The organism is Ruegeria pomeroyi DSS-3 (genome assembly GCF_000011965.2).
In the GTDB taxonomy this organism is placed as follows: Bacteria; Pseudomonadota; Alphaproteobacteria; order Rhodobacterales; family Rhodobacteraceae; genus Ruegeria_B; species Ruegeria_B pomeroyi.
This window is the reverse complement of sequence record NC_006569.1, coordinates 269,348-290,945: the sequence shown is the minus strand read 5'-3', so window position 1 is coordinate 290,945 and position 21,598 is coordinate 269,348. Positions and strand designations below refer to the sequence as shown.

Annotated in this window: 20 protein-coding genes; 18 read left to right on the top strand and 2 right to left on the bottom strand. The window is 59.4% G+C overall.

The window, feature by feature from the left end:
* The first annotated feature begins 1 nt into the window (after position 1).
* The 5 genes from SPO_RS21155 (at position 2) to SPO_RS21135 (ending at position 5,564) form a co-directional block, all read left to right on the top strand.
* Positions 2–535 carry a TRAP transporter small permease subunit gene (locus tag SPO_RS21155; RefSeq protein ID WP_011242043.1) on the top strand — a complete coding sequence of 178 codons (534 nt, stop codon included), beginning with the start codon at positions 2–4 and terminating at the stop codon, positions 533–535.
* 3 nt (positions 536–538) lie between these two features.
* Positions 539–1,849: a TRAP transporter large permease gene (locus SPO_RS21150; RefSeq protein WP_011242042.1), complete on the top strand. Its 1,311-nt coding sequence runs from the start codon at positions 539–541 to the stop codon at positions 1,847–1,849.
* Positions 1,849–3,090 carry an NAD(P)/FAD-dependent oxidoreductase gene (locus SPO_RS21145; RefSeq protein ID WP_011242041.1) on the top strand — a complete coding sequence of 414 codons (1,242 nt, stop codon included), beginning with the start codon at positions 1,849–1,851 and terminating at the stop codon, positions 3,088–3,090. The genes SPO_RS21150 and SPO_RS21145 overlap by 1 nt, the downstream gene beginning before the upstream one ends.
* Positions 3,091–3,270: 180 nt before the next feature.
* Positions 3,271–3,951 carry a GntR family transcriptional regulator gene (locus tag SPO_RS21140; RefSeq protein WP_011242040.1) on the top strand — a complete coding sequence of 227 codons (681 nt, stop codon included), beginning with the start codon at positions 3,271–3,273 and terminating at the stop codon, positions 3,949–3,951.
* Positions 3,952–4,055: 104 nt separating this feature from the next.
* Positions 4,056–5,564, top strand: a complete 1,509-nt coding sequence (locus tag SPO_RS21135) for an aldehyde dehydrogenase (NADP(+)) (RefSeq protein WP_011242039.1) — start codon at positions 4,056–4,058, stop codon at positions 5,562–5,564.
* Between the two features lie 214 nt (positions 5,565–5,778).
* On the opposite strand, the gene SPO_RS21130 is transcribed toward SPO_RS21135, so the two are convergent.
* Positions 5,779–6,822, bottom strand: a complete 1,044-nt coding sequence (locus SPO_RS21130; protein ID WP_011242038.1) for a LacI family DNA-binding transcriptional regulator — start codon at positions 6,820–6,822, stop codon at positions 5,779–5,781.
* Positions 6,823–6,960: 138 nt separating this feature from the next.
* Between SPO_RS21130 and SPO_RS21125 the strand changes: the two genes are divergently transcribed.
* From SPO_RS21125 to SPO_RS21100, 6 genes are all read left to right on the top strand, one after another.
* Positions 6,961–8,466 carry a sugar ABC transporter ATP-binding protein gene (locus SPO_RS21125; RefSeq protein WP_011242037.1) on the top strand — a complete coding sequence of 502 codons (1,506 nt, stop codon included), beginning with the start codon at positions 6,961–6,963 and terminating at the stop codon, positions 8,464–8,466.
* Positions 8,467–8,477: 11 nt separating this feature from the next.
* Positions 8,478–9,497: an ABC transporter permease gene (locus SPO_RS21120; protein WP_011242036.1), complete on the top strand. Its 1,020-nt coding sequence runs from the start codon at positions 8,478–8,480 to the stop codon at positions 9,495–9,497.
* Positions 9,498–9,519: 22 nt separating this feature from the next.
* Positions 9,520–10,566, top strand: coding sequence for a substrate-binding domain-containing protein (locus SPO_RS21115; protein WP_011242035.1), 1,047 nt, complete (start codon positions 9,520–9,522; stop codon positions 10,564–10,566).
* A gap of 127 nt (positions 10,567–10,693) precedes the next feature.
* Positions 10,694–11,455, top strand: coding sequence for an ATP-binding cassette domain-containing protein (locus tag SPO_RS21110; protein ID WP_011242034.1), 762 nt, complete (start codon positions 10,694–10,696; stop codon positions 11,453–11,455).
* 11 nt (positions 11,456–11,466) lie between these two features.
* The gene (locus tag SPO_RS21105; RefSeq protein WP_011242033.1) at positions 11,467–12,594 is read left to right on the top strand and encodes an ABC transporter permease; all 1,128 of its coding nucleotides are present in this window, start codon (positions 11,467–11,469) and stop codon (positions 12,592–12,594) included.
* 104 nt (positions 12,595–12,698) lie between these two features.
* Complete coding sequence (locus SPO_RS21100; protein ID WP_011242032.1) at positions 12,699–13,829, top strand: substrate-binding domain-containing protein; 1,131 nt, start codon at positions 12,699–12,701, stop codon at positions 13,827–13,829.
* A 38-nt stretch (positions 13,830–13,867) separates the two neighbouring features.
* Here the strand turns inward: SPO_RS21100 and SPO_RS21095 are convergent, their stop codons facing one another.
* The gene (locus tag SPO_RS21095; protein WP_011242031.1) at positions 13,868–14,893 is read right to left on the bottom strand and encodes a LacI family DNA-binding transcriptional regulator; all 1,026 of its coding nucleotides are present in this window, start codon (positions 14,891–14,893) and stop codon (positions 13,868–13,870) included.
* A gap of 161 nt (positions 14,894–15,054) precedes the next feature.
* Between SPO_RS21095 and SPO_RS21090 the strand changes: the two genes are divergently transcribed.
* The 7 genes from SPO_RS21090 (at position 15,055) to SPO_RS21060 (ending at position 21,597) form a co-directional block, all read left to right on the top strand.
* Positions 15,055–15,525, top strand: coding sequence for a TRAP transporter small permease (locus SPO_RS21090; protein ID WP_044029538.1), 471 nt, complete (start codon positions 15,055–15,057; stop codon positions 15,523–15,525).
* A 2-nt stretch (positions 15,526–15,527) separates the two neighbouring features.
* Complete coding sequence (locus SPO_RS21085) at positions 15,528–16,808, top strand: TRAP transporter large permease subunit (RefSeq protein ID WP_011242029.1); 1,281 nt, start codon at positions 15,528–15,530, stop codon at positions 16,806–16,808.
* Positions 16,809–16,825: 17 nt separating this feature from the next.
* Positions 16,826–17,803 carry a DctP family TRAP transporter solute-binding subunit gene (locus SPO_RS21080; RefSeq protein ID WP_011242028.1) on the top strand — a complete coding sequence of 326 codons (978 nt, stop codon included), beginning with the start codon at positions 16,826–16,828 and terminating at the stop codon, positions 17,801–17,803.
* 99 nt (positions 17,804–17,902) lie between these two features.
* The gene (locus SPO_RS21075) at positions 17,903–18,328 is read left to right on the top strand and encodes a GlcG/HbpS family heme-binding protein (protein ID WP_011242027.1); all 426 of its coding nucleotides are present in this window, start codon (positions 17,903–17,905) and stop codon (positions 18,326–18,328) included.
* 112 nt (positions 18,329–18,440) lie between these two features.
* On the top strand, positions 18,441–19,403 hold the full coding sequence (locus tag SPO_RS21070) for a hypothetical protein (protein ID WP_011242026.1): 963 nt from the start codon (positions 18,441–18,443) through the stop codon (positions 19,401–19,403).
* Positions 19,400–20,425 (top strand): 4-hydroxythreonine-4-phosphate dehydrogenase PdxA, encoded by a 1,026-nt coding sequence (locus tag SPO_RS21065; RefSeq protein ID WP_011242025.1) that lies wholly within the window; start codon positions 19,400–19,402, stop codon positions 20,423–20,425. Before SPO_RS21070 ends, SPO_RS21065 begins: the two co-directional genes overlap by 4 nt.
* Positions 20,422–21,597, top strand: a complete 1,176-nt coding sequence (locus tag SPO_RS21060) for an L-rhamnonate dehydratase (RefSeq protein ID WP_011242024.1) — start codon at positions 20,422–20,424, stop codon at positions 21,595–21,597. Before SPO_RS21065 ends, SPO_RS21060 begins: the two co-directional genes overlap by 4 nt.
* The last annotated feature ends 1 nt before the right edge of the window (position 21,598 follow it).

Here is a 21,598-nt window from a genome sequence, read left to right as displayed (position 1 = left end):
CATGATCCCCTTTCAAACCTTGTGCGAACGCTTTTCGAAAGCGCTGGGTTTTCTTGGCCGGATGGCCATTTTTTCCCTGATCGTCGCGATGCTTTACGAAGTGGTGGCGCGATACGCCTTCGGCGCACCGACCCTGTGGGCATTTGACATCTCTTACATGTTGAATGGCTCGATCTTTCTTCTTGGCGCGGCCTATTCCCTGCAAGAAGACGCACATGTGCGGATCGATTTCTTGTCGCAAAGGTTTCCGCTGCGCATTCAGCAGCTTCTGAACGGGGCGGTGTATCTGCTGGTCATGGCCCCGATCACATTTGCATTCACCTGGGTCGCGGCAACCAAGGCGCTCAAGGCGTTCTCGACCGGAGAGGTCGAAAGCGTCAGCCCCTGGGCCCCGTTGGTCTGGCCATTCTACGGGGTGATTGCGCTGGGGCTGATTGCCTTTGCATTGCAGTTCGTTGTCGAAGCTCTGAAATACCTGTCCGGCCAGAAACAACCCGGGACCGCCGAGTCCGAAATCACCGAATTGGAGATCTGACAGATGGCCCCCCTGCTGATGTTCGCCGCGCTCTTCGTTCTGGTTTTTGCCGGAGTTCCCGTCGCCTTTTCCCTGATCATCATCGCCGTGGTCTTTGGTTATACGGTGTTCGGAGATCTCATTTTTCTGCAGCTCTATGGCCCCTTGCTTAGCACCGCATCGAATTTCGTGCTGGCCGCGATCCCGCTTTTCATCTTCATGGGGGCGGTCCTGGAACGATCAGGCATCGCGCGGAGATTGTTCCACGCGCTGCAGCTTTGGCTGGGCGGGTTTCCCGGTGGCTTGTCGCTGTCGACCATTGCGATGTGCGCGATTTTTGCAGCGGCGTCCGGTGTTGTCGGTGCGGTCGAGATTGTCGTGGGGCTGATGGCGATCCCGCCGATGATGAAAGCGGGCTATCGCAATGACCTGATCGCGGGCACGATCTGTGCCGGCGGGTCGCTGGGCACCATCATTCCGCCGTCGGTCATCGTTGTGGTCTATGCCTCTATCGCGCAGCTTTCGATTGGCCAGCTTTTTGCGGCCTCGATCATGCCGGGCTTCCTTATGGTGGTCTTTTTTGTGGGCTACATCCTGATCCGCAGCTTGCGAAATCCAGCCGATGCGCCGCCCTTGCCGATCCACGATCGCGCCATACCCCTAAAGGAAAAGATGACGATTTCGCTGACGGCGATGCTGCCGCCGCTTGCGCTGATTGTCATGGTGCTTGGCTCCCTTTTGGCCGGGATCGCCTCTGCCACCGAAGCCGCCGCCGTGGGCGCGGCCGGTACCTTGCTGCTGACGCTGATGTTTCGCGAACTGACCCTGAAGCTGGTGATGGACTCGTTGGGGGTGACCCTGCGCATCACGGCGATGATCATGCTGATAGTTGCGGGCGGAACCATGTTCACAAGCATCTTCGCCGTGACCGGTGGTGGTGGGCTGGTTCGTGACGCGGTCGAGTCGATCGGCTATGGCAATTTCGGGATCATTGCGTTCTTTCTGACCGTGGTTTTCTTTTCCGGTTTCGTGTTGGATTGGGTGTCGATCGTCTTGATCTTCGTTCCGATCTTTGCCCCCATCGTCAAAAGTGCCGGCATCGATCCGATCTGGTTCGCCATGATGGTTCTGGTGGTGATCCAGACCTCGTATCTGACCCCCCCGATGGCGCCGTCGATCTTCTATCTGCGCTCGATCGCGCCGCGCAGTATGACCTATGGGCAGATGTATCGCGGCGTGCTGCCGTTTGTCGGCGCGCAGATGCTGGTGCTGGTGGTGATCGTGTTCTTTCCGGCCACGGTGACCTGGCTGCCCTCGATCCTGGTCGGACTTTGATGGAGGGGCGCGATATCATCGTTGTCGGCGCGGGTATCATCGGCATCAGCACGGCCCTGAGGCTGCAAAGCTGTGGTTTCAAGGTGCAGGTGCTGGATCGTGCCGGCGTCGCGGGCGAAGCGTCAGCAGCAAGTGCCGGTGCATTCGCATTTGCGGACGTGGTGCCTCTGGCAACGCCGGGGATCATGAAGAAGGCGCCGAAATGGTTGCTCGATCCGCTCGGGCCGCTGTCTGTGCCACCGGCATACGCGCTCAAGATCGCGCCATGGATGCTGCGGTTCTGGCGGGCAAGCTGGCGCGACCGCTTTGCCGCCGCGCTTGATGCGCAAGCGCGGCTCAACGGGTTTGCCAAGGAAGCCCTGGAACGTCAGATCGCCGAGGTCGATGGCGAGCCATTCATGCAGCGGGACGGGCAGTTGCAACTCTATGAAGGCGCGCGTGAATTTCACGCCAGTCTTGAGGGTTGGGAGCACCGCCGCCGTCGTGGTGTCATGTTCGTGCATCTGCACAGCCCCGAGGCCATCGCCGAAATCCAGCCCGGATTGGCGCCCCGGTTTACCCATGCAGGATACACGCCGGATTGGCTCAACACCGTCGACCCCCGTCGTTGGGCGGAACATCTGGCGCATCGTTTTCAACAGCGCGGCGGGGTGATTGGGTCAGCCGATGTTCGGTCGATTGAACGACACGGTGCAGGGGCCAAGCTGAAGACCGCAGCCGGGGATATTCTTGCATCCCGGGTTGTTGTGGCGGCGGGGGCGTGGTCCCATCATCTGGCGCGCACATTGGGTGACCGGTTCCCGCTGGAAACCGAGCGCGGCTACAATACAACGCTTCCCGCGGGCGCGTTCAATTTGCGCACCCATCTGACATTCAGCGGTCATGGTTTCGTCGTCTCCCGCATCAACGGTGGGGTGCGGGTGGGCGGGGCGGTCGAACTCGGCGGTCTTGATCTGCCGCCCAATTTCAAGCGCGCGGATATTCTTTTGCAGAAAGCCGCCCGGTTCCTTCCGGGTTTGACGACACAAGGCGGACAACGCTGGATGGGATTCAGGCCCTCGATGCCCGACAGCTTGCCGGTGATCGGGGCGTCTGCGCGCTTGCCGAATGTCGTCTATGCCTTTGGTCACGGGCATCTTGGCTTGACCCAGTCCGCAGCAACGGCGGAACTGGTTGCGGACCTGGTGTCAGACAGGGTTCCAGCGCTGCCGATGGCGCCATATGCGCCATCGCGGTTCTGATCAGCCGACGTTTGCGCGGTTTGACCACTTGGCCATGCAACGCTAAATATGGATAATGGATACGCGTATCCCGGAGCCACCCCGACCGCATCTGACGGACACTTCGGGCAATGGTTTCTTGGAAAAACAACAGGGAACGGATATCTGTATCCGAAATTCGGAACTGCAAGAGAGTTTCAGATGGGCGGCAAACGAGCGATCAAACGACAAAGCCTTCCCGATGTGATTGCTGACGATATTCGCGAACGTATCCTGAACGGCGATCTGACCGAGGGAATGACCATCCGTCAGGAAGCATTGGCCGAAGAATACACCGTGTCCCGAATGCCGGTGCGAGAAGCGCTCAAGCGGCTGGATGCCGAAGGATTGGTGCAGCTGACCAATAATCTTGGCGCGACCGTCACCAAGCATTCACTGGATGAGATAAGCGAGATTTTCGACCTGCGCATCTTGATCGAAGTGGATTTGTTCCGGCGTGCCATACCGGTCATGGCCAAGGCGGACATCGAACGCTGCGAGCGGATTCTCGAGGCGATGGAATCCTCGTATGACGCCGATGACGTCGCCAAGTGGGGGGCGTTGAACTACAAGTATCATGCGGCGCTCTATGCCCCCGCGCGCCGCAGTCTGACCAATGACGTGTTGCAACGGGTCAATCTGCAATCGGATCGCTATGTCCGGATGCATCTGAGTGTCATGAGGCAACGCGACCCAGCGCGGAAAGAGCATCGCGAGCTTTTGGAGCTGGCCCAGGCAGGGAAGGTGGATGAGGCCTGCGCGCTGCTGACCCGCCACATTTCGCAGACCAAGCAGAATCTCCTGACGCTGATGGCTGCCAAACGCGCCAGCGATACGGCCTGACTCCGGCTTCATGGCAATTGGGTGATTGTATCTCTCCAAATTTTGGATACATTATCCAATAAGATGTATCAGAATGCTTCACAGCTGAAAATGAGAGTTCGATGATGTTCAAACCACATGGAAGACACCTGATCGCGGGCAAATGGGTCGATGGTGACGATAGCTTTTCGTCAGAGCCTGCGCATGGGCCATCGCACCGCTTTGCGGTTGGACGCGTCGCCGATGTGGACGCGGCAGCAACCGCCGCCGAAAACGCCTTCTGGAGCTTTGCCAGCTCGACCCGGGCAGCGCGCGCCGACCTGTTGACTGCCATCGCTGACGAAATCGACGCATGCGGCGGTGCGATCACTGAAATCGGCACCCAGGAAAGCGGCCTGCCCGAAGCGCGCCTGATCGGTGAAAGAGGCCGGACCACGGGGCAGCTGCGGCTGTTTGCGACCCATATTTTGAAGGGCGATTATCTTGATCGCCGTCACGATGCGGCGCTGCCGGACCGCCAGCCTTTGCCCCGCCCCGATCTGCGGATGATCCAGCGACCGATCGGCCCCGTTGCCGTGTTCGGGGCGTCGAACTTCCCGCTTGCCTTCTCGACAGCGGGTGGCGACACCGCCGCTGCGCTGGCGGCCGGCTGTCCTGTTGTGGTCAAGGCACATGGCGCACACCCGGGCACCAGCGAGATTGTCGCCGAGGCGGTCAAGGCTGCCATCGAGAGATGCGGGTTTCACCCTGGTGTCTTTGGTCTGATCCAAGGCGGCAACCGTCAGGTTGGCGCGGCCCTGGTACAGCACCCCCTGATCAAGGCCGTCGGGTTTACCGGATCCCTAGGCGGCGGGCGGGCGCTGTTCGATCTGTGCGCGGCCCGTCCCGAACCTATCCCGTTCTTCGGCGAGTTGGGTTCGGTCAATCCGATGTTCATCTTCGCGGGGGCGCTTGCGAACCGAGGCAGCGCCATTGCGCAAGGATGGGCAGGTTCCTTGACGATGGGCGCGGGCCAGTTCTGCACCAATCCCGGCGTCGCGGTGATGTTGGCAGGACCCAACGCCGACGCCTTTGCCCAAAGCGCAGCCGAGGCCCTGGCACAGGTGGCTCCGCAGACGATGCTGACCGATGGTATTGCCGAGGCCTATCGCGCCGGTCAGAGGCGCATGGGCGCGGCAACCGGTGTGCGTGAGCTTTTGAGCACACCCTGCGATCAGCGCAGCGCAGCGCCGAGCCTTTATGCAACCACGGCAAAGGCTTGGCTGGCCAACGAAGAACTGGCCGAAGAGGTCTTTGGCCCGCTTGGAATGATTGTGACCGCGGACTCGGTCGAAGAAATGCTTGCGATCGCGCGCGATCTGCAGGGTCAGCTGACATGCACCGTTCATGTGGATGCAGAGGATGCCGCCGCCGCCACCCGTTTCATGCCGGTTCTTGAACGCAAGGCGGGCAGGATACTGGCCAACGGTTTCCCGACCGGTGTCGAGGTCAGCGATACGATGGTTCACGGCGGCCCCTATCCGGCCTCGACCAACTTTGGCGCAACCTCCGTCGGAACCCTGTCCATTCGCCGGTTTCTTCGGCCTGTTTGCTATCAGGACATGCCCGAGGGTCTGCTACCTGCGGATCTTTGATCCGACAGGACCGGGGGTGTTGCAGTAGCTGGCTGCTGCTGGTCGGCCTGCAGCTCGATCCCGTTCTGACTGGATAGCGGGCAGAGTTGGAATCAACCTACAGCGCAAAGGATGATGTCAGACGGAAAGCGATGGTGCATGAACGGGGATTTGCGCGGTGCTCTCGACCTCAGAAGCCGCGCCGAGCAGGGCGCGCGCAGGGGGAGGCAGGGGTCTATTCCAGTTGGGAGCGGACGGTCGAGCCGGGGATGAGCGTGAAACCAACGTCCTGAGACCTTCGGCGCGCCTCGCCGTTGATCTGGGACAGAACCATTTCGGCCGCGATCATACCGATCCGCAGGTGGGGAACTGCGGTTGAGGTGAGCCGATAGGGTAGAATTGACGCGATCGGCAGATCTCCCCAGCCCGCAATGCCGATATCGCCCGGGATGGAAAGCCCGCGCTTTTGACAATAGTTCAGGCCGCCAACGGCCATATTGTCGTTCTGGTAATAGATCACCTCAACATCACTGTTTGCGGCCAAAAGCTGTTCGGTGCCGTAGTAGCCGGTATAGAACCCCGGCGCATCTTTCAGGAGGAGTTGCTTTTTCAAGGACCCCCCTGAATCGCCAATCACCTTGGCATATCCCGCCAGGCGGGCACTGGCGGCATTTGCGGTGTCGTGCGAAGTGCCGACATAGCCGAATTGCCGATACCCGAGGCCCGTCAGGTAGCGCCCCATACTGTAGCCGCTGTCAAAGTGGTTCAGCCCGACCGACATATCCAGCGGACTGGAATTGAAGTCCCAGATTTCGACCAGCGGAATACCCGCGCCGCTCAGAAGCTGAATTGATTTCGGCGTATGAGAGCGCCCCGTCACGATCAGGCCCGCCGGTTGCCAGGAGAGCACGGTTTCAAGCCATTTCTCTTCCTGTTCGAGGGCGTGTTCGGTCATCCCCAGAACGGTTTGATGCCCGAAGGCCCCCAGTTTCCGGTCGATCCCTTCAAGGACCTGGGCAAAGATCTCGTTGCCCAGTTCGGGGATGGAAACGCCGACAAAGGTGGAGCGCTGATCCCCCGCAAAAACCGTGGCAAGGCGATTCGGAACGTAGCCAAGCCGGTCTATCTCAGCCATGACCCTGGCGCGGGTGCTTTCGGAAAATCCGCCCTCGTCCCGCAAGACACGACTTGCCGTCATCTTGGACACACCGGCCGCCTTGGCGATCTGCGCAAGGCTTACCTTGTTGTTTTTGTTTGGTTTATTCTGGGTACTGCTCATCTGGATTAAATTTGGGTTACGGGTAACTCTTTTGTGTTGACAGCTCCAAGCTTCGGAAGAATGCTAACAGAGCGTTACGGGTAACTCAACGAGGATGTTGGAGAGCATCGAGTTATCTTTTCACTGGGAGGACTGCGCGTGTCGGGAGCTTTGCAGAGCAATCTGTTCTTTGATGGCATTCAAAAGCACTTTGGCGGCACCTATGCGCTGCGCGACGTTTCGCTGAACATCGAGCGCGGAGAAATCGTTGCCCTGTTGGGAGAAAACGGGGCTGGGAAATCCACCCTGATCAAGATTCTCGGGGGCATTCACAAGCCAGACGAAGGCCGGGTCCTGATCGATGGCCAAGCCTATGAGCATCGCCCGGGTGGCTTTGGCGAGCGCCAGTCGGTGGCCTTTATCCATCAGGATCTTGGCATGATCGAATGGATGACCGTGGCCGAGAACATCGCCCTGGCCCTGGGGTATTCCAGGAAGGCGGGGCTGATCAGTTGGCGGTCGGTCGATGCCTTTGCGCAGCAGGCGCTGGACAAGGTGGGCTGCGACATCGATCCCACGACACGTGTGCAGGATCTGTCGAGAACGGAAAAATCTCTGGTGGCGATTGCACGCGCCCTGGCGGTGGACTGCGACTTTCTGGTTCTGGATGAACCGACCGCCTCGCTTCCGGCGGATGAGGTCGAAAGACTGTTCGAGGCGCTGCGGCCGCTCAAGCAGCAAGGCGTCGGGATGATCTATGTGTCGCACCGTCTGGACGAGATTTTTCAGATCGCCGATCGGGTCGCCGTGCTGCGGGATGGTGAGCTGGTCGGGATGCGGAGCATCAGCCACACCACCCCCGAAGAGCTGGTCTTCATGATCGTCGGCCGCAAGACGCGACAGGTGATCAAGCCACAGGCCGCGCCGGGCGATACCATTCTGGATGTGCAAGAGTTGCAGGTCGATGCCGCCGGGCCGGTTGATTTCAAACTCCGCCGCAATGAGATCATCGGTCTTGTGGGTCTGCGGGGTGCCGGGCACGAACATGTTTCGCGCGCCCTGTTTGGCTGCGAACCCTTTTCCGGGTCGGTTTCGCTGAATGGGCAGGTGCCTGATTTGACCTCGCCGCAGGGGGCCTTGAGTTCGGGCATCGGTCTGGTCGCCCGGGATCGCACGGCTGAATCCGTTGCCATGTCCCTGACCATTCGTGAAAACACCTTCCTGAACCCTGCGGCTGTGGGCCGTTCGCTCTTTTCTTTCCTGACCCCTCGGCAAGAGACCGCCCTGGCGGAACAGATCGGTTCCGACGTGGCCCTGTCTCCGAATGATCAAAGCATGGCGATCGAAAGCCTCTCTGGCGGCAATCAGCAGAAGGTTGTCATTGGCCGGTGGCTTGAGACCAAGCGACAGCTGTTGATCTGCGAAGACCCGACTGCCGGAGTGGACGTGGGCGCCAAGGCGGAGATCTACGCCTTGCTGAACACCGCCCTGGAAGAGGGTGTGGGCATCATCGTGGTTTCGACCGATTTCGAAGAGGTGGCAGCCATTTGCCATCGCGCCATCGTCTTCAGCCAAGGAAAAATCGCCGGAGAGCTTACCGGTACCGAACTGACAACCGAAAACCTGATCCAGGTTGCATCCGCGTCAAACGTGGCGACGAACTGAGGAACCAACCCATGCAATCGCTTGAATCCAATGCGCTCGAACCAACCAAAGCCGAGTTGAAGAATGCCAGCTCGCGCACGCGACTGCTGAGGCTGCTGCCTGTCTATGGTCTGGTTATTCTGACGGCGTTTCTGATCCTGCTCTTCTCGATTCTCTTGCCGAACACCTTTCCGACAATCCTGAATCTTCGGGCGATCATCTCGGACAAGGCGATTATCGCGCTGCTCTCGTTGGGGGCAATGATCCCCATGGCAGCCGGACGTATCGACCTGACGGTCGGTTACGGCATCGTGCTGTGGCATATCTTGGCGATCTCCCTGCAAACTCTTTACGGTCTGCCCTGGCCCATCGCCGTCGCGCTTGTGCTTGCACTTGGTCTGCTGACCGGTTTCCTGAATGGCCTGCTGGTGGAAGTGGCCAAGATCGACAGCTTCATCGCGACCCTGGGTACCGGAACCGTCCTTTATGCCCTGGCCCTGTGGCACACCGGCGGGCGCCAGATGGTCGGCGCGCTGCCTGACAGTTTCTATGCGATCAACGGCACTTTTGTCTTTGGTCTGCCGATCACCGGTTTTTACGTGCTGGGGATTACCGTCGCCATGTGGCTGGTGCTCGAATACACACCGGTTGGCCGTTATCTTTACGCGATCGGCGCGAACCAGCGTGCGGCCCAGCTTAATGGCATTCCCACCCGCAAGTTTGTCATCGGCGCCTTCATGTCCTCCGGTTTCATCACCGCCTTTGCCGGTGTGCTGCTGGCGTCCAAGCTGCGGATCGGTCAGGCCTCGGTCGGACTGGAGTTTTTGCTGCCCGCACTGGTCGGGGCTTTTCTGGGCTCGACAACAATCAAACCCGGGCGGGTGAACGTCTGGGGCACCATCATTGGTGTAACGATCCTGGCGGTGGGGATCTCTGGCATTCAACAATTCGGAGGATCCTTCTGGGTGGAACCGATGTTCAACGGCGTAACCTTGCTGATCGCGATCGGCATTGCCGGTTACGCCCAACGGCGCAAGGGCGCCAAAAAGTGAAGCCAAGCATAAGGAGGAGATTATGCTTAAACGGACTTTCATGGCGGTATCAACTGCCGCACTACTCTCCGGTCTGGGTGTACCGGTTTTCGCAGAAACACCCTTTGACGGCCCCACCACGGGCCCAGCGGCGGCAGAGGGAAAATCCATCGTCGTTGTTGCCGGTGACCTGAAGAATGGCGGCATTCTGGGGGTTACCAACGGGGTGAAAGAGGCTGTTGAGGCCATCGGATGGGAACTGCGCATCCTCGACGGTGCGGGTTCGATCCAGGGGCGCACGGCGGCCATCGGTCAGGCCATGGCGCTCAGGCCTGATGGCATCATCATCAACGGGTTTGATGCGGTTGAACAGCAGGCAGCCCTTGAAGGTGTCGTGAGCGCCAGCATCCCGATGGTGGCCTGGCATTCCGGCCCCAAGATTGGCTGTGATGCGCCCGGCGGCATTTTTGCGAATGTCTCGACCGATGCGATGACCGTTTCCGAGGTCGCCGCAAAATGGGCGATGGAGGAAGGCGGCAGCAATGTCGGCGCTGTGATCTTTACCGACAGCACCTATCAGATCGCCATCGACAAGGCCGACCGCATCAAGGAAACCATCGAAGCGATGGGCGGTACGGTTCTGGAATATGTCGATACGCCGATCGCGGATACGTCATCCCGCATGGGGCCGCTGACAACCAGCCTGCTTCAGAAATACGGTGACCAGTGGACACATGCGCTGGCGATCAACGATCTCTACTTCGACTTCATGGGGCCTGCCCTTGCGTCGGCCGGAATCAAGAGCGCGGATGGTCCGCAGGCGGGTTCCGCAGGTGACGGCTCCGAGGCGGCGTTCCAGCGTATTCGCTCGGGCAACTATCAGGCGATCACCGTGGCGGAACCGCTGAACCTGCAAGGCTGGCAGTTGGTTGATGAGCTGAACCGCGCCATCCAGGGCGAGGCATGCTCGGGCTATGTCACAACACCTGCACTGGTGACCAAAGACGGTCTGGAGAAGCTGGGCGAGTCAAACCAGTTCGACCCGGATAGTCCCTATCGTCAGGCCTATCAGGCGATCTGGGGCAACTAGGCCCTGATCCAAAGGCGGCTCTTTCCAGATGTCCCTGAAAAGAGCCGCCAAAACGCAAACGAATTAGCGCAAGCCCGTTCGCCGGCCCATGGCCCGGCCTGGCGGAGCTATGCGCGGGGGAGAAGATATGAGCGATCAGCCATTGGTGCGGATGCGCGGAATTACAAAGCGGTTCGGGGGCGTGACGGCCCTGCAAGATGTAGACCTAGAAGCCTATTCCGGAGAGGTCCTGGCCATTGTCGGAGACAACGGCGCCGGAAAATCCACCCTGATCAAGATCCTGACCGGGGTCTATCAGGCCACCGAAGGCGAGATCTTTCTCGATGGCAAAAGGCTGGAGATGTCCAGCCACTCTGACGCGATCAAGGTGGGTATCGACGCCGTGTATCAGACCCTCGCGCTGGCCGATCATCTGACCCCGGCGAACAACATGTTCCTGGGCAACGAACTGACCAAACGTGTGCTGGGCATTCCGATGCTGGACAATCGGCGCATGAAGTCCGAGGCGACCCGCATTCTGGACGAACGTCTTGGTGTCAGGCTGCGGTCGATGGATGTGCAGACTGACAGCCTTTCAGGCGGTCAGCGCCAGGCCGTCGCCATTGCCCGTGCGGTCTATCACGAGGATCTGCGGCTGCTGGTGATGGATGAGCCGACGGCGGCTTTGGGCCCGCAGGAAACCGCCCGAACCCTGAAACTGATCAAGAGCCTTCGGGATCAGGGTCTGGCCGTGATCCTGATCAGCCACTCGCTCGATGATGTCTTTGAGGTGGCCGATCGGGTGCATGTGCAACGCCGGGGCCGTGCTGTGGGTGTTGTGAACACCGCCCAAAGTTCGGTGCAGGAGGTCCTTGGCCTCATCGTCGGCGCGCAAGACGCCGCCGCCTGAGGAGAGAGAGAATGACGACCACAACAACCAACCTGCAAAGCAAGACTCTCATGGAGCGGCTTGAACCCTATCTGGCGATCATCGGCCCCATGGTCATGATCTTTGCCATTCTGCTGTTCATGGGTGTTGCCGAACCGGCGCGCTATTTCCGCCTGTCAAACCTGAACCTGATCCTGCTGGATGCGGCGCTTTACATGCCCATGGCAATGGCCATGACATTTGTGATCACGCAGCGCGGGATCGACCTGTCGATCGGTTCCATCGCGGCCCTCTCGGGCATTCTGATGGCCTTTCTGATCAAACAGTACGGCTTTCCGGCCTGGGTGGCCATGCCCCTGGCGATTGTCCTGGGCGCCACGATGGGCTTGATCAATGGCTTGATCATTACCCGTTTCAAGGTGCCCGACCTGATCGGCACCCTGGCGATGGACCTTGTCTATCGCGGGCTGGCGCTGGTCATCGCCAAGGGTCTGGTTCTGGCGCGTTTCCCCGATCTCATCACCGAAATGGGCCGTGGTCAGATCCCTGGATTCATCCCGGTGCCGGTGGTGATCGGGCTGTTGACGATGGCTCTGGGCTATTGGGCACTGACCAGAACCCACTTTGGCCGCTACACCATCTCGATCGGCTCGAACCCCGAGGCCAGCGAGATGACCGGCATCGCCGTCGATCGTCACAAGATCTATGCCTATGTCCTGATGGGCGCCAGTGCCGCGCTGGCCGGGGTGATGCTGACCGGCAAGCTGAACGCTATCCAGGCAACATCAGCGCCCTATTTCAACCTGCATGTGATCGCGGCGGTTGTGGTTGGCGGGACGTCTCTCTTTGGCGGGCGGGCCTCGATGCTGGGGTCGCTGGCGGGTGTTCTGCTGTTGTCGATGATGATCAACGCCCTGGTGACCCTGCGGATCGAGTTCTTCTGGCAATCCGTTGCGTCGGGCGCCGTGATCGTCAGCTCTGTCGCGCTTTATACCTGGATGCAGAAGAAGGACCGTGACGGCTCGCGGAGCCTGCTGGCGGGTCTGCGGACATCCGAAGCGCAAAAACTCATGAAATTCTCAGCCCTGCTTATCGGGTTGTTGATCCTGTTGCTGGCGGTTGGAGCCGGGCTGGCAACCGATCCAAAGCCAACCGGCTAGGGATCAAGGTGGTGCGCCCGAGGTAGGAGCTCGGGCGCACCTGCAAGGCTCCACGATTTTCGCGAAAGGGAGGACTTACCGTGAAAAGATTCAACAAACTGCTGATGGCGACAAGCGCATTCTGTGCCATTTCTTCAGCTGCCCTGGCCGATGGTGGCCAAACCAAACTGCCCCTGCTGGAATTGCCGGGCATCGAAGACCGAGATTATTGGGTTCCCGGCGAGGTGAATGTCGAAGGCAAGCTGGAAGCCATGCAGGCGGTTGTCGGCGCCAAGGCGGTGCCCTTTGCCGGGACACAGGCAGAGCCTATTCAGATCGCTATGATCTATCCCTCGGCGGATACGTCCGATTTCTGGGCGCGCAACTACATCGCCATGACCAAGCGCCTGGAAGAGCTGGGCATTCAGTTTGAGACGACCGAATTCGCAAGCCGTCAGATCGAACATTCGCTGCAATCGACTTATGCCAACCAGGTTGTGCAGGATGCCGATCTTTATGACTTTGTGATCTTCGGCCCCTCTGAACTGGCAATCCAGGCGGACAATATCGACAAGATGGCGGCGAGTGAGGGGTTTTCGACCTTTGTCTGGGCTTTCCATACGCCGCTGAAGGATCTGAAGAACCAACCGGACGGCTGGTTCGATTTCAGCTCGGCGGCCGGGGCCCTGACCATGTGCGACTATATGCTGGGTCGGCTGGGCAATGATGTGACCATGGCGATGAACCGCGGGATTCCGGGGATCACCGACGACCAGCGGTCAGGCGACTTCAAAGCCTGCGTCGAGGAAAAGGGCAACTGGACCACGATCTATGAACACTATGGCGAGTATCAGCGGGAAGGGGGCTTTGAGGGCACTTCACTGATCCTGCAAGCCTATCCCGAAGCCACGGTCATTCACAACGCCAACACCGCCATGGCCATGGGTTCGGTCGAAGCACAGATCTCCGTCGGCAAAGAGAAGGAAGTCTTCTCGACCGGATGGGGTGGCACCGGCCTGGAGCTTGACGCGATCCGCCGTGGAGAGCTTGACGCGACCCCGATGCGGATGGGCGACGATGTTGGCGCGGCCACGGCAGAGGCGATCAAGGCGCATCTGGAAGGACGCTCGGATGAGTTGCCGTTTGTTTTCCTGGGGCGGATCACTGTCGCTCATGACCAGATGTCGGCCGAAGAGATCGACGCACTGGAGGCGGAAGCATTCCGTTTCTCGGGGGTTGGCGCTCTGGAACGCTAAGAGGCTCGGGGCGGGACCATCCCGCCCCGGCGCTGATCTCAGGTGGAGTTTCCACGTTCAAGGGTGATCGGCTCGACCTGGATTTGGGGCACCTGTTCACCGGAGTAGAGGGCAATGACGCCCTGGGCCGCTTTGCGACCAATGTTTTGATAGGACATGCTGATGGTGGTCAGTCTGGTGCGCACCGAATGGACATAAGAGGTTGCGTTGAAGCCGCCAATCTTGAGCTGATCCGGCACAGAGATGCCTCTTTCGAAAGAGACCCGCATCCCGCCCAGGGCCATGGCGTCATTCAGAAAATGAATCCCCTGAATGGTCGGGTGATGATCCAGCAGCCGCCGGGTCAGGATCTCGCCGCCTTCTGCCTGACGGGGAAGGTCCTCGGCCACGCTGCGGATCAGTTGCACGCCATGGGCATTCAAGGTGCGCTCGAAAGAGTTGGCACGCACCGCCGCACAGATGTCCAGTTCCATCTCGGCGCCAACGTAACCGACCCGTTCCAGCCCAAGAGAAAGAAAATGCTCTGCCATCAGACGGCCCGCCTCTACGTGCGAGGGGCCGATACTGATGTCGAAGTCGGTGTTTTCCACATCCCAGATTTGAATGACGGGGCAATGCTGTTTCTTCAAAAGCTTGAGCGTCTCGGCTTTTCGGGTGATCCCGCCATGCAGGATCAGCGCGGCGGGGCGTATCGACAGAAAAGAAGAGACCTGTTCGAAATCCACATCGGAATCGAAATAGCTTTCCCCGATGAAGGTCCGCAGCCCGGCAGGGCGAAGTTCGGAGTTGATGGCGCTCAGGATGTCGGAATAGACCACGTCGCGGGCCGTCGGGATAAGCACCCCGACCATATTGCTGCTCGCCCCGGCCAGAAGGCTGGCAAGCTGATTGGTCACATAGCCCAACTCTTGGGCCGCAAGCCGGACCCTCTTGCGGGTTTCTTCTGGGATTCGCCCGGTGCCGCGCAGAACCTTGGAAACGGTCATTGCGCTCACGCCGGCCAGTTCACCAACATCTGTAAGGGTCACTTTGTGACCAATCTTCTTGTTCTTTTTCAAGCTCATATCCCCCGCCCATCTGCCTTTGTAAAAAGGATACTACAATATCGTGTTGACCTTAAGCCAGATTGGGTTATCGTTAACTCAAATTGCGATTACGCTGCAACAATACAGGCGCCTCGGGCGTCAGGGTATCCAAAACGCGGTCGGTGGGGAGGCCGATACACATGTTGAACTGGCTTTGGAAAAGTCTGGATTGGCTCATAGCCGGGCTAACGATTGGCATGATCGGTCTGGTCTTTGCGAACGTCGTCTTGCGCTATGGCTTCTCATCAAGCCTTCGCCCTTCGGTGGAGCTTTCCCGCCTGGGGCTGGTGTGGGTCGTCATGATGGGGGCAGTCGTTGCGCTGCGCCGAAATGAACACCTGGCCGTGACCGAATTCTCCGAGACCCTGTTCCCGCGTCTTGTGCCTGCGCTGCGCCGGATCGGTTGGGTAGTTATCCTGGTCTGTGTGTCGATGCTGTTTGTCGGCTCTTTCAATCAGATGAATGCCAACTGGGGGAACATCTCCCAACTGACCGGTTTGCCCTCGGCGCTCTTCTACCTCGCCGGCGCTCTTTCTGGGGCGTTGATGATCCTAATCTCGGTTGTTCGCATCTTTTCCCTGCAAGCCTTCCAACACGAACTGGGGGAGTGATCATGACCCTTGCTCTCTTCCTTGGCGTTCTGTTGGTTTCGATCTTTCTCGGACTGCCTGTCGCCTTCGCGCTCTTGCTGGCGTCGATTGCCCTGATGTTCCAGCTGGATACGTTCAGCACCGATATTCTTGCTCAATCCTTGATCAACGGGGTCGATAGTTTCCCCTTGCTGGCGATTCCCTTCTTTCTGGTCGCTGGCGAGGTGATGTCCGCCGGCGGGCTGTCGCAACGGATCGTGCGTCTGGCCACCAGCCTTGTCGGGCATCGCCGTGGCGGCCTGGGATATGTGGCGATCTTTACCTCGATCCTGCTTGCCGGTCTGTCAGGATCTGCGGTTGCCGATGCGGCTGCATTGGTCAGTATTCTTTATCCGATGATGAAGAAGGCCGGCTATCCAGAGGGCCATTCGATGGGATTGCTCGCATCGGGCGGTATCATCGCACCGGTCATTCCGCCCTCGCTGCCCCTGATCCTTATCGGTGTCGCTGGTGGTATTTCGATCAAAAGCCTGTTCCTGGGCGGGATCGTGCCCGGGCTCTTGATGGGGCTGACTTTGGTCCTGGTCTGGGGCGTTCTGATGCGCAAGGAAGACCTCGAGGTTGCGCCGCGCGCCACCGCGGGTGAACGGCTGCGCGCTGTCAGAGAGGGTTTCTGGGCCTTGCTGCTTCCGGTGATCATCATTGGCGGTATTCGCTTCGGCGTTTTCACCCCGACCGAAGCGGCGGTTGTGGCGGCAGTTTACGCCATTTTTGTTTCAACTTTGGTTTATCGTGAACTCAACTTGAAAGCCTTGTTCCATGTGCTGGTCAGTGCAGGGCGGGCGACGGCGATGGTGATGTTCCTTGTGGGGTGCGCCATGGTTGCGGCTTGGCTGATCACGATCGCACAGTTGCCCCAACAGCTTGCCGCGATGCTCGGCCCGCTGGTCGATCATCCCCGGCTGTTGATGGCCGTGATCATGCTGATCGTGCTGGCCGTGGGCATGGTGATGGATCTGGCCCCGACGGTTCTGATCCTGGTCCCCTTGCTGATGCCGGTGGTCAAGCTGGCGGGGATCGACCCGGTCTACTTCGGCCTCATGTTCGTCATCAACACCTCGATCGGTCTGATCACACCGCCCGTGGGGAATGTACTGAATGTCGTGTGTGGCGTGGGGCGGGTGCCGATGTCTGCTGCCGTCAGGGGCGTCGCGCCCTTCATTCTCGCCTATCTCGCGCTGCTCGCTCTCTTTGTCGTTTTTCCAAACATCATCATCACCCCGATGAAATTCATCATCGGATAACACCCGGAGGAGAACCAATGAACACCCTTAAACTGCTTGCAGGTGCCGCCGCAGCCCTGGCCATGAGCCTTTCTGCCGCTGCCGCCGAAACCACGCTGAAGCTGGCCCATGCGGCGCCAGAGACCGATCTTCAGCAAGCCATGTCGCTGTTCTTCAAAGAGCAGGTCGAAGCCCGCTCAAACGGCAGCGTGAAGGTCAATATCTTTCCGTCCGGCCAGTTGGGCAATGACGCGCAGATGATTGACGGAACGCGGGCAGGCATCATCGACATTTCGATGGTGGGTCTGAACAACTATTCCGGCCTGATGCCTGAATCCGCAGCTTTTACGCTGCCCTTCATGTTCCCGACGCGGGACGCGGCTTACCGGGTTCTTGACGGAGACGTCGGCCAGGGCGTGCTGGCCGATATGGCGCAGTTTGGCCTGAAGGGGCTTGGCTTTCCCGAAAACGGTTACCGTAACATGACCAACAACCGCGGCCCGATCAAGGCGCCCGCCGATGTTGCCGGGCTTCAGATGCGGGTGAACAACTCCAAGGCGCTGAATGACATGTTCGCCGAGCTCAGCGCCAACCCGCAGCAGATCCCGGTGGCCGAGCTTTACACCGCCCTCGAAACCGGCGTGGTGGATGCGCAGGACCATCCGATCGGCGTGACGCTGTCCTTCAAGTTCTACGAGGTGCAGAAATACCTCAGCATGACGCGGCATGCCTATTCCCCGCTGGCCCTGACGATGAACCACAAGGCCTTTGAGGGCCTGTCGGACGATGAACAGAAGATCGTTCTGGATGTCGCAAAAGAAGCGGTCGACCTTCAGCGCAAGCTGAGCATCGAGAAAGAGGATGGCATGATCGCCGATCTTGAAGCAGCCGGCATGACCGTCAACGACGATGTCGATGGCGCGGCCTTCCAGGCGGCAATCACCCCGGTTTGGGACAGCTTTGTCGCGCAGCATGGCGACGGCCTGATCAAGGCAATCCTTGCCGCATCCAAGTAATCGGCCGGATGGCGCAGAGCCCGCAGGCTGCGGGCTCTGCCTCGGCTCTGTCATGAAACGCATGCGGGTCTGTGCGGACCCCTCGCAATAGGCGGAAAAATGGAAAACACGATCAAGACCCGGGCTTTGACGCACAAGGGCACTATGAAAATGCTCGAGGCTGCCATTGCCGAGGCCGAAAAGATCGGCCAGCCGCAGTGCATCGTCATTGTCGATGCAAGCGGCGAACTGCTGGCCGAGGTGCGCATGTCCGGCGCCAAGTTCCTCAGCCGGAAATCGGCGCGGAGCAAGGCGCTGACGGCTTCCTCGATTGGCGCGCCGACCACAAACATTCCCGAAGCGGTCCGCCCCTTCATCGCAAGCGCGACGGGAGGCGATGTCACCGGGTTGCCTGGCGGGCTTCCGATTATCAGCGAGTCAACCTTGCTGGGCGGCATCGGCGTCGGCTCTGGCAGTGGCAATCAGGATATCGCCGTTGCCAAGGCGGCATTGGCTGCAATCGGGGCGGAAACGGACTTCGCCTAAGGGCAATCACACTGCGGTCATCAAGGGCGGAACACCTTGGCCAGGGATTGACTGCGCCTTGTCCGGCCCATAACGATGTGACCGGTCACATATCTGGAAATCAGGAGATTTCATGTCTCAAACCATGATGCTCATCGAGAAATCTAGCCACTGTGTCAGTTGGTATGACACCGAGACTGGCGCTTTGCAGGGGCGTCTGGCCTTGCCGGATTTCCCGCATGAGTTTGTCGTCGATCAGGACAACCACTATGCCTATGTGGGGCATTACGGTGTCCAGAACTCGGGCGTTGAGGGTACCGATGGCCGCTCGGTGATCGTCATCGATATCCGCAAGCAAGAGATCGTGCACCGCTATGATCTGGGAGAGCACGCACGCCCCCATGGCATCAGTCTGGATGCCCAGGGCCGTCTTTACGTTCTGTCGGAATGGTCCGGGCATCTCTTGGTCAAGGAAAACCCGCGTGCCTTCGATCAGGGCTGGGATCATGTGACACCGGTCGGTGGCGAGAAGCCGCATCTCTTTGCGCTCACGGGTGACGGGCGAACCGCCTATTCGATGAACCTCAATTCCGGGGATGTGACGGTTCTTGATCCCTATGATCCCACCCGGATCCCGGTTTCGATCAAGACCGGCGAGAAACCGGAAGGGCGCTGCCTGCGCGAGGAGGCCGGTGTACTTTATACCTCACAGCGGATTTCCAACACGGTTGCGGTGGTAGACACCAAGACACTGCAGGTTCAGCGCATCTTTCCAACCCCGCAGGACCCTTGCCGAGTCTACTATGACGCCAAGCGCAACCGCCTTGTGACCATGAACCATCACGGCGGCTCGTTCAGCGTCTTCGACGAAGCCACCGGCGAAATGCTTCACGAACAGAAGACCCCGGCGAACCCGCTGGCGCTCTGCATCGATGACGAAGCTGCCTATGCCTATATCGCCATTGATTGCGAACAGGTGCAGCGGTTCAACCTCGATACTTTCGAAGTTGTTCAAACCTTTGACACCGGGAAGGAACCAGATGTGATGGTTATCCTCCCGGAGGGATATTCCAAACATTGGGAGGTAAACGCATGAGCAAACCTCGTATTGCTATCGTACCGGGCGACCCGTCGGGCATCGGACCGGAGTTGATCGCAAAGCTGCTGAATGACGAAGGTGTTCTGGAGGCGGCCAACGTGCTCTTGGTGGGGGATCGCCATCTTTGGGAGCAGGGTGCGGCCCAGGCCGGGCAAGAGGTGCCGTTGAACAGCCTCGATCCGCGCGCCATTCCAATTCAGACCGGGTTGGCTCATCTGAACATGCAGACCATTGACCCGAGCGAGATCAGCATCGGCGAAGTGACGGTTGCCGGTGGCACGACCTCGTTGCGTTGCCTCGAAAAGGCACTCGACCTTGCGCAGGCGGGGCTGGTGGATGGGGTGCTTTTTGGCCCCTTCAACAAGGCGGCGATGACCGCTGCGGGACTGAACGCAGAAGATGAACACAAATACATGGCCCGCTATCTTGGCTTTGCGGGTTATCATTCCGAAATCAACGTCCTTGACGATTTGATGACCACCCGTGTCACCTCGCACATCGGGCTGAAGGATGTCGCCGCCAATATTTCCCAGGAAGGCATCCTGCGGGCGGTGAACCTTGCCAATGACACCCTGCGCAAAGCCGGCAAAGCCCGCCCAAGGATCGCTGTGGCGGCGCTTAATCCTCATGCCGGAGACAACGGGAAATTTGGCCGGGAAGAGATAGACATTCTCGAACCCGCTGTCAGACAGGCACAGGAAAAGCAACTGGATGTCACCGGGCCCTGGCCGTCTGACACGGTCTTTCTCAAGGCAAAACGGGGTGAGGTCGATGCGGTCGTGACCATGTATCACGACCAGGGTCAGATCGCGATCAAACTGATGGGATTTGAGCGCGGGGTCACCGTGGCCGGCGGCTTGCCGATCCCCGTCGCGACCCCTGCCCATGGCACCGCCTTCGATATCGCAGGACAGAACAAAGCAAATGTTGGCGCAACCCGTCAGGCCTTTGACCTGCTGGTGCGCATGGCAAAAACCCACCGCGCCGACCGCGAAGCGGCATCAGGAGACACTCAATGAGCAAGATCAAATCTGTACGCACCCGCGTCTGGAACTGGACCGGCCCGACCGTGCCGCCCACCGGAAACTTCTGCACCAATGCCTCGGACGTGCTTTGGGACAAGGGCGATGCCATGTCCTCGTTCCGTTTCCACCAGTGGCTGACCTGCGAGGTCGAAACCGATGACGGCACTATAGGCATCGGCAACGCGGCCCTAGCCCCCACGGTTGTGAAAAAGGCCATCGACGACTGGTTTGCACCCATGGTGATCGGCGAAGACCCGTTCGACTATGCCTATCTCTGGGAAAAGATGTACCGCCGCTCCCACGCCTGGGGCCGCAAGGGTATCGGGATGACCGCCATTTCTGCCGTCGATCTGGCGATCTGGGACCTGATGGGCAAGCTGACGGGCAAGCCTGTCTTCAAGCTGCTCGGCGGGCGCACCAAAGAGAAGATCCCGGTTTATTATTCCAAGCTCTACTCTGGCCCCATCGACACCATGCAGGCAGAGGCCGAAGAAGCCAGGAAGAACAACTATCCCGGCTACAAGATGCGCTTTGGCTGGGGTCCCAAGGATGGCATGGCCGGGATGCGCGAGAACCTCAAGCGGGTCGAGGCCGTGCGCGAGGTGATCGGCTATGACGTCGATCTGATGCTGGAATGCTATCAGGGCTGGAATCTTGACTATACCAAGCGGATGCTGCCGAAACTGGTCAAGTATGAGCCGCGCTGGCTGGAGGAACCGGTCATCGCCGACGATGTCGAGGGCTATCGTGAACTGAACGCCATGAACATCGTTCCGATCTCCGGGGGCGAGCACGAGTTCTCGGTGATCGGGTGCAAGGACCTGATCGAGAAGAAGGCCGTTTCGGTCCTGCAATACGATACCAACCGGGTCGGCGGCATCACTGCGGCGCAGAAGATCAACGCCATCGCCGAGGCCTTCCAGGTGCCTGTCATCCCCCATGCCGGGCAGATGCACAATTATCACCTGACCATGGCCAATGCGAATTGCATGATCAGTGAATACTTCCCGGTCTTTGACGTCGAGGTCGGAAACGAGCTGTTCTACTACATCTTCGAAGGCGATCCCGCTGCTGTGGACGGCTTCCTTGATCTGGATGACAACATCCCGGGTCTGGGCATCTCGATCACCGACAAGTATCTGAAACACTTTGAGATTCAGGAGTAAT

What these genes read in the sequence shown, in the direction of transcription:
- SPO_RS21155 (WP_011242043.1), top strand. Translation starts at nt 2, where the DNA reads ATGATCCCCTTTCAAACCTTGTGCGAACGCTTTTCGAAAGCGCTGGGT.
- SPO_RS21150 (WP_011242042.1), top strand. Translation starts at nt 539, where the DNA reads ATGGCCCCCCTGCTGATGTTCGCCGCGCTCTTCGTTCTGGTTTTTGCC.
- SPO_RS21145 (WP_011242041.1), top strand. Translation starts at nt 1,849, where the DNA reads ATGGAGGGGCGCGATATCATCGTTGTCGGCGCGGGTATCATCGGCATC.
- SPO_RS21140 (WP_011242040.1), top strand. Translation starts at nt 3,271, where the DNA reads ATGGGCGGCAAACGAGCGATCAAACGACAAAGCCTTCCCGATGTGATT.
- SPO_RS21135 (WP_011242039.1), top strand. Translation starts at nt 4,056, where the DNA reads ATGTTCAAACCACATGGAAGACACCTGATCGCGGGCAAATGGGTCGAT.
- SPO_RS21130 (WP_011242038.1), bottom strand. Translation starts at nt 6,822, where the DNA reads ATGAGCAGTACCCAGAATAAACCAAACAAAAACAACAAGGTAAGCCTT.
- SPO_RS21120 (WP_011242036.1), top strand. Translation starts at nt 8,478, where the DNA reads ATGCAATCGCTTGAATCCAATGCGCTCGAACCAACCAAAGCCGAGTTG.
- SPO_RS21115 (WP_011242035.1), top strand. Translation starts at nt 9,520, where the DNA reads ATGCTTAAACGGACTTTCATGGCGGTATCAACTGCCGCACTACTCTCC.
- SPO_RS21110 (WP_011242034.1), top strand. Translation starts at nt 10,694, where the DNA reads ATGAGCGATCAGCCATTGGTGCGGATGCGCGGAATTACAAAGCGGTTC.
- SPO_RS21105 (WP_011242033.1), top strand. Translation starts at nt 11,467, where the DNA reads ATGACGACCACAACAACCAACCTGCAAAGCAAGACTCTCATGGAGCGG.
- SPO_RS21100 (WP_011242032.1), top strand. Translation starts at nt 12,699, where the DNA reads ATGGCGACAAGCGCATTCTGTGCCATTTCTTCAGCTGCCCTGGCCGAT.
- SPO_RS21095 (WP_011242031.1), bottom strand. Translation starts at nt 14,893, where the DNA reads ATGAGCTTGAAAAAGAACAAGAAGATTGGTCACAAAGTGACCCTTACA.
- SPO_RS21090 (WP_044029538.1), top strand. Translation starts at nt 15,055, where the DNA reads ATGTTGAACTGGCTTTGGAAAAGTCTGGATTGGCTCATAGCCGGGCTA.
- SPO_RS21085 (WP_011242029.1), top strand. Translation starts at nt 15,528, where the DNA reads ATGACCCTTGCTCTCTTCCTTGGCGTTCTGTTGGTTTCGATCTTTCTC.
- SPO_RS21080 (WP_011242028.1), top strand. Translation starts at nt 16,826, where the DNA reads ATGAACACCCTTAAACTGCTTGCAGGTGCCGCCGCAGCCCTGGCCATG.
- SPO_RS21075 (WP_011242027.1), top strand. Translation starts at nt 17,903, where the DNA reads ATGGAAAACACGATCAAGACCCGGGCTTTGACGCACAAGGGCACTATG.
- SPO_RS21070 (WP_011242026.1), top strand. Translation starts at nt 18,441, where the DNA reads ATGTCTCAAACCATGATGCTCATCGAGAAATCTAGCCACTGTGTCAGT.
- SPO_RS21065 (WP_011242025.1), top strand. Translation starts at nt 19,400, where the DNA reads ATGAGCAAACCTCGTATTGCTATCGTACCGGGCGACCCGTCGGGCATC.
- SPO_RS21060 (WP_011242024.1), top strand. Translation starts at nt 20,422, where the DNA reads ATGAGCAAGATCAAATCTGTACGCACCCGCGTCTGGAACTGGACCGGC.